The 16072-nt window shown below is 54.6% G+C and carries 16 protein-coding genes; 11 read left to right on the top strand and 5 right to left on the bottom strand.

Going from position 1 to position 16072, the window contains the following annotated elements; genetic code table 11:
• The first annotated feature begins 143 nt into the window (after positions 1-143).
• From D5085_16600 to D5085_16585, 4 genes are all read left to right on the top strand, one after another.
• On the top strand, positions 144-1094 hold the full coding sequence (locus tag D5085_16600; GenBank protein QEP44609.1) for a MerR family transcriptional regulator: 951 nt from the start codon (positions 144-146) through the stop codon (positions 1092-1094).
• 237 nt (positions 1095-1331) lie between these two features.
• On the top strand, positions 1332-4310 hold the full coding sequence (locus tag D5085_16595; GenBank protein ID QEP44608.1) for a chemotaxis protein CheR: 2979 nt from the start codon (positions 1332-1334) through the stop codon (positions 4308-4310).
• Positions 4252-5277, top strand: coding sequence for a PAS domain S-box protein (locus D5085_16590; protein QEP44607.1), 1026 nt, complete (start codon positions 4252-4254; stop codon positions 5275-5277). Before D5085_16595 ends, D5085_16590 begins: the two co-directional genes overlap by 59 nt.
• Positions 5195-8785 (top strand): response regulator, encoded by a 3591-nt coding sequence (locus tag D5085_16585; GenBank protein QEP44606.1) that lies wholly within the window; start codon positions 5195-5197, stop codon positions 8783-8785. The genes D5085_16590 and D5085_16585 overlap by 83 nt, the downstream gene beginning before the upstream one ends.
• On the opposite strand, the gene D5085_16580 is transcribed toward D5085_16585, so the two are convergent.
• Both D5085_16580 and D5085_16575 read right to left on the bottom strand, forming a co-directional pair.
• Positions 8756-9508 carry a 16S rRNA (uracil(1498)-N(3))-methyltransferase gene (locus D5085_16580; protein QEP44605.1) on the bottom strand — a complete coding sequence of 251 codons (753 nt, stop codon included), beginning with the start codon at positions 9506-9508 and terminating at the stop codon, positions 8756-8758. The genes D5085_16585 and D5085_16580 overlap by 30 nt on opposite strands.
• Positions 9509-9542: 34 nt before the next feature.
• Positions 9543-9773: a hypothetical protein gene (locus tag D5085_16575; GenBank protein ID QEP44604.1), complete on the bottom strand. Its 231-nt coding sequence runs from the start codon at positions 9771-9773 to the stop codon at positions 9543-9545.
• A gap of 452 nt (positions 9774-10225) precedes the next feature.
• Here D5085_16575 and D5085_16570 point away from each other — a divergent pair, with 452 nt between their 5' ends.
• From D5085_16570 to D5085_16550, 5 genes are all read left to right on the top strand, one after another.
• Positions 10226-10591 (top strand): DUF1566 domain-containing protein, encoded by a 366-nt coding sequence (locus tag D5085_16570; GenBank protein ID QEP44603.1) that lies wholly within the window; start codon positions 10226-10228, stop codon positions 10589-10591.
• A gap of 289 nt (positions 10592-10880) precedes the next feature.
• Positions 10881-11114 (top strand): hypothetical protein, encoded by a 234-nt coding sequence (locus tag D5085_16565; GenBank protein QEP45202.1) that lies wholly within the window; start codon positions 10881-10883, stop codon positions 11112-11114.
• A 54-nt stretch (positions 11115-11168) separates the two neighbouring features.
• Positions 11169-11747 carry a hypothetical protein gene (locus D5085_16560; GenBank protein QEP45201.1) on the top strand — a complete coding sequence of 193 codons (579 nt, stop codon included), beginning with the start codon at positions 11169-11171 and terminating at the stop codon, positions 11745-11747.
• Between the two features lie 94 nt (positions 11748-11841).
• Positions 11842-12051 carry a type II toxin-antitoxin system HicB family antitoxin gene (locus D5085_16555; GenBank protein ID QEP45200.1) on the top strand — a complete coding sequence of 70 codons (210 nt, stop codon included), beginning with the start codon at positions 11842-11844 and terminating at the stop codon, positions 12049-12051.
• The gene (locus D5085_16550; GenBank protein QEP44602.1) at positions 12048-12260 is read left to right on the top strand and encodes an addiction module toxin, HicA family; all 213 of its coding nucleotides are present in this window, start codon (positions 12048-12050) and stop codon (positions 12258-12260) included. Before D5085_16555 ends, D5085_16550 begins: the two co-directional genes overlap by 4 nt.
• Before the next feature lie 494 nt (positions 12261-12754).
• On the opposite strand, the gene D5085_16545 is transcribed toward D5085_16550, so the two are convergent.
• Positions 12755-13315: a hypothetical protein gene (locus tag D5085_16545; GenBank protein QEP44601.1), complete on the bottom strand. Its 561-nt coding sequence runs from the start codon at positions 13313-13315 to the stop codon at positions 12755-12757.
• A 201-nt stretch (positions 13316-13516) separates the two neighbouring features.
• On the opposite strand from D5085_16545, the gene D5085_16540 reads away from it, so the two are divergent.
• The gene (locus D5085_16540; protein QEP44600.1) at positions 13517-14017 is read left to right on the top strand and encodes a hypothetical protein; all 501 of its coding nucleotides are present in this window, start codon (positions 13517-13519) and stop codon (positions 14015-14017) included.
• Positions 13995-14678, top strand: coding sequence for a DNA mismatch repair endonuclease MutH (mutH, locus tag D5085_16535; protein ID QEP44599.1), 684 nt, complete (start codon positions 13995-13997; stop codon positions 14676-14678). Before D5085_16540 ends, mutH begins: the two co-directional genes overlap by 23 nt.
• A gap of 12 nt (positions 14679-14690) precedes the next feature.
• Here mutH and D5085_16530 read toward each other — a convergent pair whose 3' ends face one another.
• Both D5085_16530 and D5085_16525 read right to left on the bottom strand, forming a co-directional pair.
• The gene (locus tag D5085_16530; protein QEP44598.1) at positions 14691-15254 is read right to left on the bottom strand and encodes a dCTP deaminase; all 564 of its coding nucleotides are present in this window, start codon (positions 15252-15254) and stop codon (positions 14691-14693) included.
• Entirely contained in the window at positions 15251-15922 is a 672-nt protein-coding gene (locus D5085_16525; GenBank protein ID QEP44597.1) for a glutathione S-transferase family protein, read from the bottom strand. The genes D5085_16530 and D5085_16525 overlap by 4 nt, the downstream gene beginning before the upstream one ends.
• Between the last annotated feature and the right edge of the window lie 150 nt (positions 15923-16072).

Raw genomic sequence — 16072 nt, 5'->3', positions numbered from 1 at the left:
AATCACACCCGGAAATCTGTAAAGAGTGGCAAAAAATTGCAAAAATAGGTACTCTATCCCCCCTGTTCAGGCCGTACTCTCTCTGTTAATGATTTGGATTGCGGTGGTTATAGCCAATAAAAAACCGTTTTGGAGGGTTGAGTATGGTGTCAATTGGTGTCGTTTCACGCCAGTTAGGGGTTGAAGTAGGTACACTTAGACAGTGGGAGAACCGCTACCAGTTTCCCCGTCCAGAGCGCCACCCTAAGGGGCAGCGCCACTATAGCGACTCGGAGGTAGCGCTACTGCGACAGGTAGTATTACGAGTTCGCGCCGGTGAACGGGTAGGGGGGGTGATTAAGGAGATATTAGCTGCTGAGGCGACTAACGCTGACTCTGAGTCGCGGCTAGAGGGTGATTTTGAGACGATTTTTGCCTCGTTAACGCCACGGGAGGTCGTGCTGTTTGAGGCGCTGATCCACCACCCAGCTCGCTACTATCAGCAGATGGAGCAGGCGCGGCTCTCTTTTGAGACGCTGTTAGAGTTTATCGAGCAGTGCGCCGCCCCGTTAGCGCAAGCTGTCGGTGATGCGTGGGCAAAGGGGCTCTTATCAGTCCATTTAGAGCACCTGTTCACTAGCCACATGGAGTGTCTGCTCAATCGGGCACTCCATCCCCACCCCTTCTGCGCTGGGCAGCAGTCGCTGCTGTTAGCGACCCTCTCAGGAGAGGGGCATACGCTGGGGTTAAAGATGTTTCATACCGTGCTGCTAGAGCGAGGCATCCCCTGCACCCTAATCTCAAGTTCGCTACCGGTAGAGCAGATTATTGACGCCGCAAGGCTATGTCAGCCGGCTATTGTCGCACTGTCAATCAGTCTTGCCTACCCTAAGCGGGCGGTGGATGGGCAGCTACAGGCGCTGTCGCGCGGCTTGTCACCGCAGTGCGAAATCTGGTTGGGTGGAGCAGGAGCGGCTAAGGTGGTGCAGTTACCGTCGCGCTGTCGTCGTTTTTATAGTGTGACCGAGGCGATAGAGGCTTTAGAGCCGTTGGTGCCGCTGATGTCGAAGATGATGTCGCTACCGGAGGCGAGGTGCCCCTCTTTGCGAGGATAGGGGTTTTTCATTTAGTTTTTTATTTTTTTTTATTTTTTTTTTTTTTTTTTTTTTTTTTTTTTTGCGATTTTTTGTATATTTTTATGCTGTACAAAAAGCGGCTTTTCGGTTATACTCCCCGCTTAATTAAAAGCTAATAGGCTGAAAAACTAATATTTATTGTAGAGGGGTGTCATGAGCCTAAAGCTCGGTTGCAATAGCTGATGATCACTCTAATTTGATACTTTCAGGTCAGCTATGGATACCGAACTAGAGACTAAACATTCATCCACAACGAGCGACGACACTAGCGAGGTGCTAGTTAATGAGGAGCCAGAACCCTTTAGCGGCTATATTGTCTCTATTGGCGCCTCAGCCGGCGGTCTTGATGCGTTAGAGCGCTTTTTCAGCCACTGCCCCTCTGATAGCGGGGCGGCCTTTGTGGTGATTCAACACCTCTCGCCAGATCATAAAAGCATTATGAACAACCTGCTCGCCCGCCACACCCGTATGGGGGTGAGTGTGGCCGAGGAGGGAATGGCGATCACTCAAAATCACCTCTACTTGATTCCGCCCGGGGTGGTGATGCGGATTAGTCGGGGGCGACTGCTGTTAACCCCTAAAAAGCCGCGCCAGCTAACTCTGCCTATCGATATCTTCTTTACCGCTATGTCGGAGGCCTACGGCTCACGCTCAATCGGCATTATTTTGTCAGGTACCGGTACCGACGGCACTCGCGGGGCGGTAACGATTAATGCCGCCGGGGGGCTGCTGTTAGCGCAGAACCCCGATAGCGCCGCGTTTAACGGTATGCCGTTAAGTGTGATCGCAACCGGACTGGTCGATGCGATCTTACCCCCTGAGGAGCTACCTGTGCGGCTGATGGCCCACATACAGCAGCAGCCCTATGAGGAGAGTGAGTCTTTGCGACTGACGATCCCCTATATCACCATGACGGAAGAGGAGCTGCTAGCCGAAATTATCCAGCGGTTGATATCGGTAGGTGGGATCGATTTTAGTGACTACAAACCCTCTACCGTGATGCGCCGTATCGAGAGGCGGATGCAGATTCGCCGCGCCCCGACGCTGCACCAGTATCTCGATCTGCTAGAGAGCGATACCGCCGAACTAAGGACGCTGCGGCGCGATATGTTGATTTCGGTGACCAACTTCTTTCGCGATAGCGAGGTCTTTGCGAGCTTAAACGCTAAAGTGATTCTGCCGCTAGTTGCTAGTTGCCAGGTGGGGGAGACGATTCGGATCTGGGTGGCCGGTACGGCGACAGGGGAGGAGGCCTATACGCTGGGAATGCTATTTCTGGAGGCGTTTGAGAGTCAGCGCCGCTGGCCGAGTCTGAAGATATTTGCTACCGATGTCGAACAGCAGTGCATCGATACCGCCGGTAGCGGCCACTATCCCGAATCGGCCGCAGCAGAGCTCTCACCGGAGCGGCTAGAGCGGTTTTTTATTCGCAAAGGGGATAGCTTTGTGGTTAAAAACGAGCTGCGGCAGTGCATCGTCTTTGCCCGGCATAACCTGCTCTCCGATCCCCCCTTTACCCGAATGGATCTAGTCTCCTGTCGCAACACGCTCATCTACTTTCGTAACGGCGCCCAAGATCGGGCGCTGCGCTCTTTGCAATACGCCCTTCGTGATGGGGGAGCGCTGCTACTCGGTATTAGCGAATCGCTCTCGGGGAGTGAAGATGGCTTCGAGACCCTCAGCGCCCGCCATAAGCTGTTTCGTCGCATCGGTAGTGTGATGCCGCCGCTGCCGCGCTACTTTACCCCATCGCTAAGTCGTCAAAGCGCCCTACGCCCTCTAACCAGACACAGTGTTGCCGACCAGAACGAACTGCGGCCTGAAGAGCGGGCTCTCTCAACACTGATTAAACAGTTCGCCCCGCCGGCGCTGTTAATTGATGAGAATCAAGAGGTCGTGCACCTCTATGGCGAGCTAGGCCCCTACTTTCGTGCCCGATCTGGCAGCGCCAGCCTCCACATTAACCGTATTTTGCCGGAAAAGTTGGTGCCAATCGCCACCGCCCTGCTGCACAAGGCGTTTCGGGATCACTGCTCGCTCGCCTCAGATCTCATCGATCTACCGCTAGAGGAGGGGAGAGTTGAGCGGCTAAGGCTCTCAGTTCACCCCTGTGGCAGTGATGAGAGCGCCCAAGTGCTGCTCTGTTTTGAGGTGGCCGAACAGCTTCAGCACCCGCCGCCGTTAGTCAATATCAATGTCGAAGTAGAGACGCTAGGGCGGATTCAGACGCTAGAGCAGGAGCTCGATGCCACCCGTGAGAGTCTGCAAGCGACGATTGAGGAGTTAGAGACCTCCAATGAGGAGCTACAGGCGACCAATGAAGAGCTAATGGCCTCTAACGAGGAGTTACAGAGCGCCAACGAAGAGCTACAGTCGGTTAACGAGGAGATGAGTACCGTTAACGCTGAGTTTCAGGAGAAGGTGATTCTGCTTAACCGCGTCAATGCCGATCTCGACGGGATGGCCAAAGCCGCAGGTATTGCGACCCTCTTTGTCGATAGCGAACTGATGATTACCCGCTATAGCCCCGATGCAACGCAAATTTTCAAACTCCGAGAGGGCGATTTAGGGCGGCCTCTGGACGATATCTCCCACCGGCTCGACTATCCGTCATTAATGGCCGATCTACGCACCACGCTCAATCAGCGACGGATGATTGAACGGGAGGTGGAGTCGCTCGATGAGCAGCAGACCTGGTTGGTGCGTCTGTTCCCCTACCAAATCCCCTCCTCTGAGAGGCTGGGGGCGGTGGCGACCTTTATCGAAGTGACAGCGATTCACGATGCTCGCAGGCTACAGGCGGTGCTCGATGCGCTGCCGCAACATATCGCCGTGTTGGGCTTTGATGGCCGTATCGAGATGGTCAATAGCGCCTGGATTCGGTTTGCTAAAGCGAACGGGGATCGGGAGCTGGCGCATACCGGGGTCGGGACTAACTACCTAGAGGTGTGCCAGCATAGCGAACTGATGGGCGATGGTGACTCCTCTCGCGCAGAGTGGGGGATTCGGGAGGTGCTAGAGGGGAGCCGGCCGGAGTTTGCGATGGAGTATCCCTGCCACTCATCAGGGGAGCGGCGCTGGTTCATAATGCACGCGGTGCCGGTGCGAGGCGAGGCGTTCGGTGCGGTGGTGAGCCATGTCAACATTACCGATTGGTACGCTGATGAAGAGAGCCATGACAAAACCGAGAGTTAATCTACAGCAGCTACGACAGCGAGCAGAATCGGCGCTTAAGCAGCAGGGGGAGTGGTTACGCGAGGAGGCGATCGCCTCGGATCCCGAGTCGGTGCGTTGGCTATTAGAGGAGCTGCGCCTCTATCAGGCCGAACTAGAGCTACAGAATCAGGAGCTGTTGCAGTCACAGACGCAGACGACGCTCCACCTAGCTCGCTATCGGCAGCTCTTTTTGCAGATGCCGCTGCCGGCGCTGGTGGTCGATAGTCGCGGGGTATTGATCGAACTTAACCGGCAGGCGCGGCAGCTATTCAATATCAGCGCCCTCGCCTCACTACAGCAGCAGCCGGTACTGCAACTATTTGAACACGACTCGCGCGAACAGCTCTATGAGCTGCTGCGCTTTAGCGCCCTAACCCCTAGCTCTCAGCCGCGCTCTGTCGGCCCGCTCGAACTGCGCAGCCAGCGCCATCAGAGAGGACGGTGGGTAGATGTTCATCTGATGCCGCTGTCGGCAAGGGAGCTGGAGAGCGGCCAGCTACTACTACTGTTGGTCGATAAGAGCGCCGAAGTGGCGCAAAAGGAGGCGACACGACGCTTCGAGAGCATGGCTAACCATGTACCGGGGGTGCTCTACCAGTATCAGCAGTGGCCCGATGGTCGTACCGCCTTCCCCTACGCTAGCAAGGCAATGGAGTCTATCTATGGCCTCTCACCGCAGCAGGTGATGAGTGATGCTGCCGCGGTATTTAAACTGCTCCACCCCGATGATTTAATGCGGGTGGTCGAATCGATTACGGCCTCCATGACGCAGCTAACCCTATGGCGCGACACCTATCGGATCAATCGAGTAGGTGGCGATACGATTTGGGTCGAAGGAGAGGCGACCCCAGAGCGGATGGCCGATGGTAGCACCCTGTGGCACGGCTATATTCGTCGGCTGGCTAGCGAAACCAAGAGCGTTGGAGGGAACGATGGCGCGGCTTGATGATAATCAGCGACTGCAGCAGATGCAGGAGCTGCTGCTAGGGACGCATATCGCCTTTTGGGAGTGGAATGTCGCCAGCGGCGAGGTCTATTTTAACCAGCCGTGGTTAAGCATGATAGGCTATACCCAAGAGGAGGTAGCACCGATCACCTTTGAGACATGGGCGAACAGAGTTCATCCCGAAGATCTAGAGTTGGCGCAGCAGGCGCTAGCCGACCACTTTGCCGGCAAGACAGCGCAGTATGAGTGTGAACTGCGAATGCGCCATAAGGAGGGGCACTGGGTCTGGATCTATGTTCACGGTAAGCTCTTTAGCCGTACCGAAACGGGCGAACCGGAGTGGATATCGGGGATCCATCTGAATATCACCTCCCGCAAACAGACCGAGACCGAACAGTTAGCGCAGCAGCAGACGATGGCGCAAATTTTATCGGTCTCACCGGTAGCTATTCGGATCTCCGCCTTTGATGATAATCGGCTGCTATTTATGAATCGCGCCTATGTCGAACTGCTACAGATCGAAAATGCCCGCCTCAATCAGGACGATATTCGCCACTACTACGCCAAACCGGCGCAGTATGAGACGATTAAGCAGCAGCTAGCCCAAGGGGAGTCGGTGCTTAACCGCCTAGTCGAACTGCGGCTGCCCGGCCGTAGCCACGCGGTATGGGTATTGGCTAGCTATACCACGGTTGAGTTTGATAGGCAGCGAGCCGTTTTAGCGTGGCTGCTAGATGTGACCACTCTACAGCAGGCCAAGGAGGAGGCCGAGCGGGCGAATCAGATCAAAAGCCAGTTTTTAGCCAGCATGAGCCACGAAATTCGTACCCCCATGCACGCTATTTTAGGGATGCTTGAACTGCTGCTACAGAGTGAGCAGGATCCGACTCAACAGCAGCAGCTACAGTTAGCGCATCAAAGCAGCACTGAGCTATTAGCGCTTATTAACGATATTCTCGATATCTCCAAGGTGGAGGCGGGTAAAATCGAGTTAGAGCGAATTAATTTTGAGCTGACCACGCTGATAACCGAACTGATGGCGCTATTTAAAGAGCAGGCGCAGCAAAAGGGGGTACGACTACTCTTAACCTGTGTGGAGCCGCCAGCGCTCTGGCTACTAGGCGATCCGCACCGACTACGACAGATATTGACCAATCTGCTCGGTAATGCGCTTAAATTTACCGAACAAGGTGAGGTGCGGCTCGGCTGTCGCATGATCGATATGACCGATGGCAACATTGAGCTACAGTTTGAGGTGAGCGATACCGGCATCGGCATCCCCCCTGAATCGCAGTCGCAACTGTTTCAGACCTTTTCCCAAGCCGATAGCTCGCAGAGCCGCAAATATGGCGGCACCGGTCTGGGGTTGGCAATTAGTCGTCAACTAGCCCAGCTCATGGGGGGCGACATTAGCTTCACTAGCCATGAAGGGGAGGGGAGCACCTTTCGGGTCAAACTGCGGTTAGAACAGGGAGAGGCAAGAGCCCTATTGTCGGATCTGCAACCGCAGCCGTCACAATCGCTGCAGGGGCGAGTACTGGTAGTCGATGATGTGAAAGCGAATCAGATGGTGGCGGGAATGATGCTAACCCGTTTCGGCTTAACAGTTGACTATGCCGATAGTGGTCAGGAGGCACTAGCGCTCATTGAGTCGCACCCCTACGATCTGGTATTAATGGATGTACAGATGCCCATTATGGATGGGCTAGAGGCGACCCGACGGCTGCGGCAGTGGGAGAGTGAGCAGGGGCGGGTGCCACTAGTCGTGGTAGCGATGACCGCTAACGCGATGAGCTCCGACAGGCAGCGGGCACTAGAGGCGGGAATGGATGACTACCTCGCCAAACCGATAGGGATAAAAGCGCTATTGCAGCAGCTACAGTTCTGGTTGGGCAGCCACACCCCCCCCCAAGTTGATCCCGAACCGCCTCCCCCTGCGGCAGAGAGTCGCGTCGAGATTGCCCAAGAGGTGAGCGAGAGTAAAGCCCACTTTCTGGCGACGATGAGCCACGAAATGCGTACCCCGCTACATATTCTGTTAGGGTTGAGTGAGCAGCTACTCGATGACTCACTGTCACAGCAGCAGCGCCAAGCGCTACTGCTAGTACAGCGAAGTGGCAAGGTACTGCTAGATCTGGTCGAACAGGTGCTCGACTTTTCGGCAGCGGCAGAGGAGAGACTGCAACTAGAACCGGTCGATTTTGATCTAACCGAGCTGCTAGACTCGCTAGAGCGGCAGTTTCGTGCCCCAGCCGAAGCGAAGGGGCTACAGTTTGAGATCGATATGCTCCACCACCAGCCACTAGTGTTGCGAGGTGATCTGCCCCGCATCACCCGCCTCCTCTCTAACCTACTCGACAATGCGCTTAAATTTACCCCCACTGGGCGAGTGCTACTACAGTGCCGTCTCGCTGAGCTGACCCAAAACGGCTGCAAAGTGCGGTTTAAGATCGAAGATAGCGGCATCGGGATTAGCGCTTCAGATCAAAAACGGCTGTTTCAGCCCCTTACCCAGCTCGATAGCCGCCTATCGCGATCCTATGAGGGGGCGGGGATGGGGCTGGCAACTAGCGCCCGCCTGATTCAACTCATGGATGGTTCTATTGAGCTAGAGAGTCAGTTAGGCGAGGGGACGATATTCGCAGTGATGTTACCGTTAGAGCGGAGTCAGCTCTCGCAGCCGGTTACCCGCCTACATGGACGGGTCTTGGTGGTCGATGATGTCGCGCCTAACCGAATGTTAGCGCGGTTGGTGTTGCAGCGCCTCGGCTTGGAGGTCGATGTCGCCGCCAGTGGTGCCGAGGCGCTGCAACAGCTAGCCGAGAGCCCCTATGACGCGGTACTTATGGACATTCAAATGCCCACAATGGATGGAGTGGAGACGACTCAGCGGCTGCGTCAACGCTCAGGGGGGGCGACAGCCGCGACTGTTCCCGTGGTTGCGATGACCTCCAATACCCTAGCCGGTGAGCGCGAACGGGTGTTAGAGGCGGGGCTAGATGAGTTTGTTCTTAAACCGGTGACCGAAGCCGATCTTGGCTATAAATTGCAGCGCTGGCTGAAGGGGCAGGGTTGTGGGGCGGACGAGGGCTCGAACGACCTAGAGGGAGCTACCTTGGCGTGGGTGGATAAGGGGTGTCCGACCTGGCCTGCCGCGAAGCTAGTGGAGGGTAACTTCGGTGGCGACTGGTCGATTTTGCGCCTAGTGTTAGCGGAGGTGATCAAGCTACTGCCAGAGACGATGGAGACGATTAGCGCCGCCGTGGTGGCAGCCGATAGCGACGCGCTAGTTCAAGCCTGCCACAAATTAAAAGGGATGGCGGGCAATGTCGCCGCTGAGAGGCTGAGAGTAGCGGCGCTACAGCTCGAAATGGCTGCCAAAGCGAACTGTTCAGCCCACTACCAGCCGCTGTGGGAGCAGCTACAGCAGGAGCGAACTCAGTTTGAGCAGGCAGTGACGGCAGAGAGTGACGATTCGCTACCCACCCCCCAGATCGCCAAAGGCTAACTGTAGTCGGCTTAACGCCACAATCGTCGCCGTTTCGGTGCGCAAAATCCGCCGACCGAGGGTAATAGGGATAAACTGCTGCTGTCGTGCCAGCTCAATTTCACTGTCACTGATCCCCCCCTCTGGGCCGATATAGAGCAGAGCCGTGGCCGGATGGAGGGGAGGCGGTGGCTGCAAAGGGGCCTCAAGGGGGGTCGGGTGGAGTAGCCAACGCAGCTGCTGCGGTTCGGGGGGGTGGGTCTGTAACCACGCCTGTAGGCTCTGCAACGGCTCAATGGTAGCGATACGGCAGCGCCCCGATTGCGCTGTGGCGGCGGTAGCGATAGCTTGCCACTGCTGCTGCTTCTTCTGCTGCCGCTCTAGGTTGAGTTTGACTACGCTGTAGTCGCTCAAAATGGGCACGATGCGACTCACCCCTAGCTCGGTCGCCTTCTGTACGACCCACTCCATGCGATCCCCTTTAGAGACCCCCTGTAGCAGGGTGATATGCAGAGGCGATTCGCGTTCAACCGGCTGCCAAGCGCCGACTTCGACGAGGCAGTGGCGGCGATCCATTTGCACGATGGTCGCGTGATATTCACCCTCAGAGTGGCCGTCAAATAGCCTAATCGACTCCCCGACACGCGCTTTGACGACATGGCAAAGATAGTGGCTATTGTCAGCAGAGAGCGCTAGCTGACAAGCCGCACTCAGGTGGGGTTGGTAGAGTCGGTGGTGGCGCATGGCGGCAGTCTAGTCGTGATCTGTGTAGGATCGGTTAGGGACCCCCCAGCGGGGGGAGGTTGGAGGGGGGAATCATATCTTGATGTTTCATCGCTAACCGGCTTAACTCAGCAACCGAGGTCTCTTGTGGCAGGTTATTTTGGCGCCATTGAGTATAATCAAAGGGTTCGCGCATCATTAGGGCAATAAACCGCTCGGCTTCTACCTCGCCGAGGCCATTAGCTAAAAGCTCCATGCCGCGCAGCCTGATTTCGGTATCGGTCATTGAATGTACTCCTTACAAAATAGTCAGATGAGACTGATCATCGTAGGGTCGATTAAAGCAACAGTTATCGAGATAAATTCGCATTAAAAACTAACACCTGAGCCAAAAACTCGAGAATAGGGCAGGGGTAAGCGGGTTAAACAGCCTAGCGAATGCAGCTACAACTGTTAACAGCTCCTCCCATTAAGCGGAGAATATGATGCCCCTATTGGCCGATTTAAACCACGAATTTCCCGCTATCGCAGAGCCATAATTAAAAGACGATGGAGATCCCCGCTCCGAAATTCGGGATAACCCTCATTACACACTGGAGACAAGCTCACTCAACACCGCTGTACAATTTGAAATAGCTGACTTTTCAACAAGGAAATGTTGAGAAGAGGGGGGGTTATTGTCGCCAAGAAAGCAAGGCTATGTAGTGATGCTGGTTTGGCGGTGACTCTGAATTGCTGATGTGGAAACAGTGTGTTGAAGGTTTAAGTGATCCTGATTGTGCCACAGGCGGTGCAGAAAACCTAACCTGGGATGTAGCACTACAGCGTCCGGTAACCCTAAATGCCGGTGGTGGTTTTGCTGGGTATACAGATTGGCACCTGCCCAACCTTAAAGAGCTGTTAACTTTGGTGGAAAACTGTCGTATCAATCCTGCCATTAATGAGACGATATTTCCCAATACGCCATCGGCTTTTGTCTGGTCGGCTTCGGCCAATGCCTACAATAGTGGCAATGCCTGGTATGTCGATTTCAACTATGGCAACTCCGACAACGGCAACCGTGCCAACTCTTTCGGTGTGCGGCTGTTTCGTAGCGGACAGTGATTTTGATTTTTTATTTTTTATCCTTTGCTTCCGCTGTGGCTGTGGGGGTATGGTTGACTCTGTTTTATCTCGTTCCCACGCTCTGGCGTGGGAATGCGGATCGTGCTTTTGTTTTGTGACGGGTAGGGGTTGAAGCACAGCGTGCCCAACTTATTGGGTTCAGGTTATAATGACTACGCTTAACCGAACCGCTACAGGAGCAAAAAACAGTTCTTGATTTTTTATTTATTTGTCATTAGAATTTTCCACCGTAGATAGGTTATCTACAAGCGCGAAAGTTTTGCGTGCCATGGTTAGAGTCGAAGTCGAATCGCAAGGTTGTTCTCTGTTCAGGATGAACATCGAGGCAATTTTTATGGCGCAAGCTGGGTTTCGATGGCTGAAACTGCCCATGTTGCCGGTGTTGACCGGCCATCCGGTTGGGACTGCTCAACCAGGACTCCAGTTGCTCGCCCGCAAGGGTGTTATCAACGGAGAGCGAATTACCAAAAACCGCCATGAGCAACTTTGCTTAGGTTTTTAGGAACAGTTGAATATGAACACAGAAGAGAGAGTCGGCCCTGAAGAGGTCTGGAAAATCCTGCGCGAAGTGGCCGAGCAATCTAAAGAGACCGACCGCCGCATTCAGGAGAACGACCGCCTGATAAAAGAGCAAAGGGAGGAGACCGATAAATGCTTTAAAGAGACCGATAAACGCTTTAAAGAGACTGATAAGCGAATTAAAAAGCTTAACGACCTCTTTACCAGCCAGTGGGGTCGGTTAATGGAGTCGTTAGTTGAAGGGGACTTAGTACCACTTTTGACCGCTTATGGAATTGAGGTAGCCGATACCACCACCCGCCTGAAGGGGCAACGCAAAGATGGTGGCAGTTATGAGTTTGACATCATCGCCCATAATGGCAACGAAGTGGTCTTTATCGAAGTCAAAACCACCCTGCGCCCGGACGATGTTAAAGCGTTTTTGCATAAACTAAACCACATTGAACAGTGGGTACCGCGCTATAGCCATAACACGATTTATGGCGCTATGGCGTGGTTGCAGGCCGATACCGGTGCGGAGAAGATGGTCGAAAAGCGCGGCCTGCTCAGTATTCGTGCGACCGGTAGCTCGGCGGCGCTGGTGAACCGGAAAGGTTTTAAAGCGAAAGCGTGGTAGGGGTATTGTCGGGTTATGCTGTGCTAATTCGATCTGTGATAGATAGTGATGATCCTTAATGCAGCGAAATTATGAGTTATAGATGAGTGAAAAAATGAATTTTACCCTTGAGTGTGAACAGGAAAATGATGGTCGATGGATAGCGGAAGTGCCTCAACTGCCTGGTGTGTTAGCTTATGGTCAAACCGAGAGTGAGGCGATGATCAGAGCTGAGATTTTGGCTCTTCGGGTCGTCGCAGAGCAGTTGGAGAATAGTGAAACCGGGCCAGTGGTGATTAACCTTTCATTATCAGTAGCTGCATGAGCCAGTGGGGTTCGGTTAAAGCTCGGCGTCTCTATGCTGCTCTGCTACGAATAGGCTGGTTGCTAAAGCGCCAAAGCGGTTCTCATCGAACTTTGGTGCGTGAAGGTTGGCCTAATTTTACCTTCGCTTTTCATGATTCAGAAGATATTGGTCCACATATGCTGGCGCGTATTGCTAAACATACCGGGTTAAAACCAGAAGATCTGTAAATAGTGTGTGGTGCGTGATCGCTTATGGTATCGAGGTAGCCGATACCACCACCCGCCTGAAGGGGCAACGCAAAGATGGTGGCAGTTATGAGTTTGATATCATCGCCCATAATGGCAACGAAGTGGTCTTTATCGAAGTCAAAACCACCCTGCGCCCAGACGATGTTAAAGCCTTATAGCCATAACACGATTTATGGCGCTATGGCGTGGTTGCAGGCCGATGCTGGTGCGGAGAAGATGGTCGAGTGCGTGGTGCTATGGCGTGGTTGCAGGCCGATGCTGGTGCGGAGAAGATGGTCGAAAAGCGTGGCCTGCTCAGTATTCGTGCGACCGGTAGCTCGGCGGCGCTAGTGAACCGGAAAGGTTTTAAAGCGAAAGCGTGGTAGTTATGTAGCTATGTAGCTCGGGTTAGCCCACGGGGCGTAACCCGACAGCCGGATAGATTCGGAGGATTGTCGGGTTACGCTGCGCTAACCCGACCTACACACCCTGTTCTAAAAATTAACCCCCAGTTTTAACTGGGCCGTGGTGTTATTTATATTATCGTTACTATTTTCCAAATCTTCGGTCGCCTGATAACGCACACCGGCTCCGGCAAACAGGGCGCCGCTGCGATACTCGACCTCTGCACCGGCCTGTAGCGACCAGCCACCCTCTCTGTTCTGACCATCGTCTAGCCACGCATAGCCAAAACCGGGACCGATGCCCCAGGTAAGCCCCTCCATCGCAAAGTCGAAGAAGAAGCGGGGGTTAATCTCCAGTGAGCTATAGTCGCTACTATTACCAAGATCACTGACACGGTAGTTAATCTGCTGTCGCAGGCGCAGTTCAGGCGGGGCAAACCAGGGGCAGTTTAGTGAAAGCTGTATGCCGTAGCTGCTCTCACTCTCATCTTCAAACGAGATTGGGCCAGCGGTAATGGCTAGGGTTGGTTCAGCCTGCCACCCCTCATCGAGAAAGGGGGCAAAGGTCCAGCCACTAGCGGTAGCGGATGTGGTAGCACCTAAAGTGAGTGCAGAGAGCAGAAGCAGGGAGGTGGAGGGGGTATTTGACATAAAAGGGACTCCTTTGTTGGTTTAAGTGTGTGTTATGCCATAGGTGGGCGTAGCTGATCAAGCGGCCAGCGCGGTTTACCAGAGCCCGATGTGAAAGCTATACCGATGTGTCGCCGATCACACCCGTCGTCATGAGAAATATGGCCCCACATGGGCGTTCATGCTACTCTCTGCCCCTAGTTTGAGAGCAAGGAGTGAACTATGGCAACTTCAGTAGTCGTTGAAGATTTTAGTCTGCGTCGGCAGGCAAAAAAGGGGCACGAGCTATTTATGGTCGGTATCGGTATTCAGCTACTGCTCGGGCCGGTGGCGCTGTTTGTCGATTTAGGGCGCTGGGGCATTGCGCTGCCGCTGGCGGTCTGGATGCTATTTTGGCTTATGACCCGACAGCGTCTAAATCGGTCACAGCCGCCCTTTGTCGCCGCTCACTGGCGCTTGGCGTTGCGGCGGTACACTATTATGGCTATCGGATATGGGATAACGGTGGCGCTGCTGCTGTTGAGCTATCTCATTGAAGCGAGTGTGACCGGCCATAGCCCACAGCAGCTCTTGGCGGTGGCGCTCATTCGCATTGGGGTGATGCCGGCGATTATTGCGCTATTTGTCTCGCTGGTGGTCGGTAATGGCGGGCTGAGTCAGGCGAATCAGGGGCTTTGGCCTAAAGGGTTGGCACCAGAGGATGGCGCTATCGAGTCCGATTAAGGCGGCTGCGCCCCACTCAGAGGCGGAGCTGTGGCAGCGAGCGCTGGCGCTAGCTGGGCTCAGCTTGGCGGAGCTGGCCGACTCGCTCCACCATCAGGTGCCAAAGACGCTGTTACACCATAAGGGGTGGGCAGGACAGCTATTAGAGCAGGCGCTAGGTGCCGATGCCAAAAGTCGTCAGCAGCCCGATTTTACCGCTATCGGTGTCGAACTGAAGACAGTGCCGCTGTCGCACTCGGGGCAGCCGCTGGAGAGCACCTATGTCTGCACCGTACCGATGTTGGGGGAGGATTGTGGCTGCTGGCTCGATTCGTGGGTGAGTCGAAAACTGTCACGGGTATTGTGGCTGCCGCTACAGGGGGAGCGAACCTTAACGGTTGCCGAGCGGCGTATCGGCTGGCCTAAGCTCTGGAGCCCCTCAAAGAGCCAGCAGCAGCGACTACAGTGCGATTGGGAGGAGCTGACCGAACTCATTTTGCAGGGGCAGATTGAGCAGATTCACGGCAAAATGGGGCAGGTGCTACAGATTCGCCCCAAAGCGGCCCACAGCCGCGTTCGAGTCACCGCTATCGGCAGCGAGGGGGAGCTGATTCAGACCAATCCGCGCGGTTTCTACCTGCGACCGGCCTTTACTGCGGCGATTTTGAGTTCGGAGTGCTAGCTGCTAACAGCGTTACGCCTTAGGTAGCGTGACGCCGGTTTGACCATGATATTTGCCGCCCCGATCTCGATAGGAGACCTCACACACCTCGTCCGATTCGAAGAAGAGCATCTGCGCCACCCCCTCATTCGCATAAATTTTGGCCGGTAGCGGAGTGGTGTTGGAGAACTCTAGTGTGACATGCCCCTCCCACTCCGGCTCTAACGGGGTGACATTGACGATAATACCGCAGCGGGCGTAGGTCGATTTACCGAGACAGATGGTCAGCACATTGCGCGGAATACGAAAATACTCCACCGTTCGCGCTAGGGCAAAGGAGTTGGGTGGAATGATGCAGACATCGCTGTAGAGATCGACAAAGCTGTTCTCATCAAACGATTTAGGATCGACGATAGCGTGGTTAATATTGGTAAAAATTTTAAACTCATTGGCGCAACGGACATCGTAGCCGTAGCTCGATGTGCCGTAGGAGACGATCTTCTCACCATCACGCTGGCGGATCTGACCGGCCTCAAACGGCTCGATCATCCCCGCCGCTGCCGCCTCTCTTATCCAACGGTCAGCTTTTATCGTCACGCGCTCTCACCCTCAGTGGCAAATTGGGAGCCGCCGAAGCTGCCGTTACCGGTGACAAAGCGGTAGTAGAGCTCGGCAAACTCGGGCACTACCGACTGTTTTACCGCCTCTCGTTGTAGTAGCTGCGCTGCCCACTGGGCCGTGTGGGGGGTATCGGCCATCAGCGCCATGGGTCGCCACGACTCCAGTAGGTTTAGACGCATAAAGAGGGGGGCGGCGGCGGCATCGATCAGGTGTAACGACTCACCGGCAAACAGTGGGCCGTCAATTTGAGCCTCCAAGGTGGCTAGTTTCGCCTTTAACTCCTGTTGCGCTTTGGTAAACATATCGCTATCGGCGGCATGAATCATCCCATGCTGGCTCATAAGCAGGGTGGAGCTGAACTCAATCCAAGCCCGATGCTGCGCCTTTTGGAGTGGATCGGCAGGATGCAGCGAAGGGGGCGATATCTCATCGAGATACTCCATAATCACCGCCGACTCAAATAGCACCGTCTCGCCCACCCTAAGAACCGGCACCTTGCCGAGCGGGGATATTTGGCCAAACCAGTCGGGCGGCTCTTTAAGGTTGATATAGGTGATATCGTAATCGACCCCCTTCTCTAGCAGCACAATGAGGGAGCGCTGCACAAAGGGGCAGAGTTTAAAGCTAATCAGTTCCGGTTTCATAAGGTATCCTGTCGCTATGGTTAGGCTTATCAAAGAGTCGTGAGCAGGGTAACGCTGTGCCTGCTGCGGGTCAATGGTCAGTTGTGCTATCGTGGCCGTTAGAATGATCGCCTCTCTTTCGCCAGCGCTGTAGGGCTAACTGTAGCAGCA

The sequence above is a fragment of the Ectothiorhodospiraceae bacterium BW-2 genome (assembly GCA_008375315.1).
Taxonomy (GTDB): domain Bacteria; phylum Pseudomonadota; class Gammaproteobacteria; order Thiohalomonadales; family Thiohalomonadaceae; genus BW-2.
This window is presented reverse-complemented; position numbering and strand designations above follow the sequence as displayed.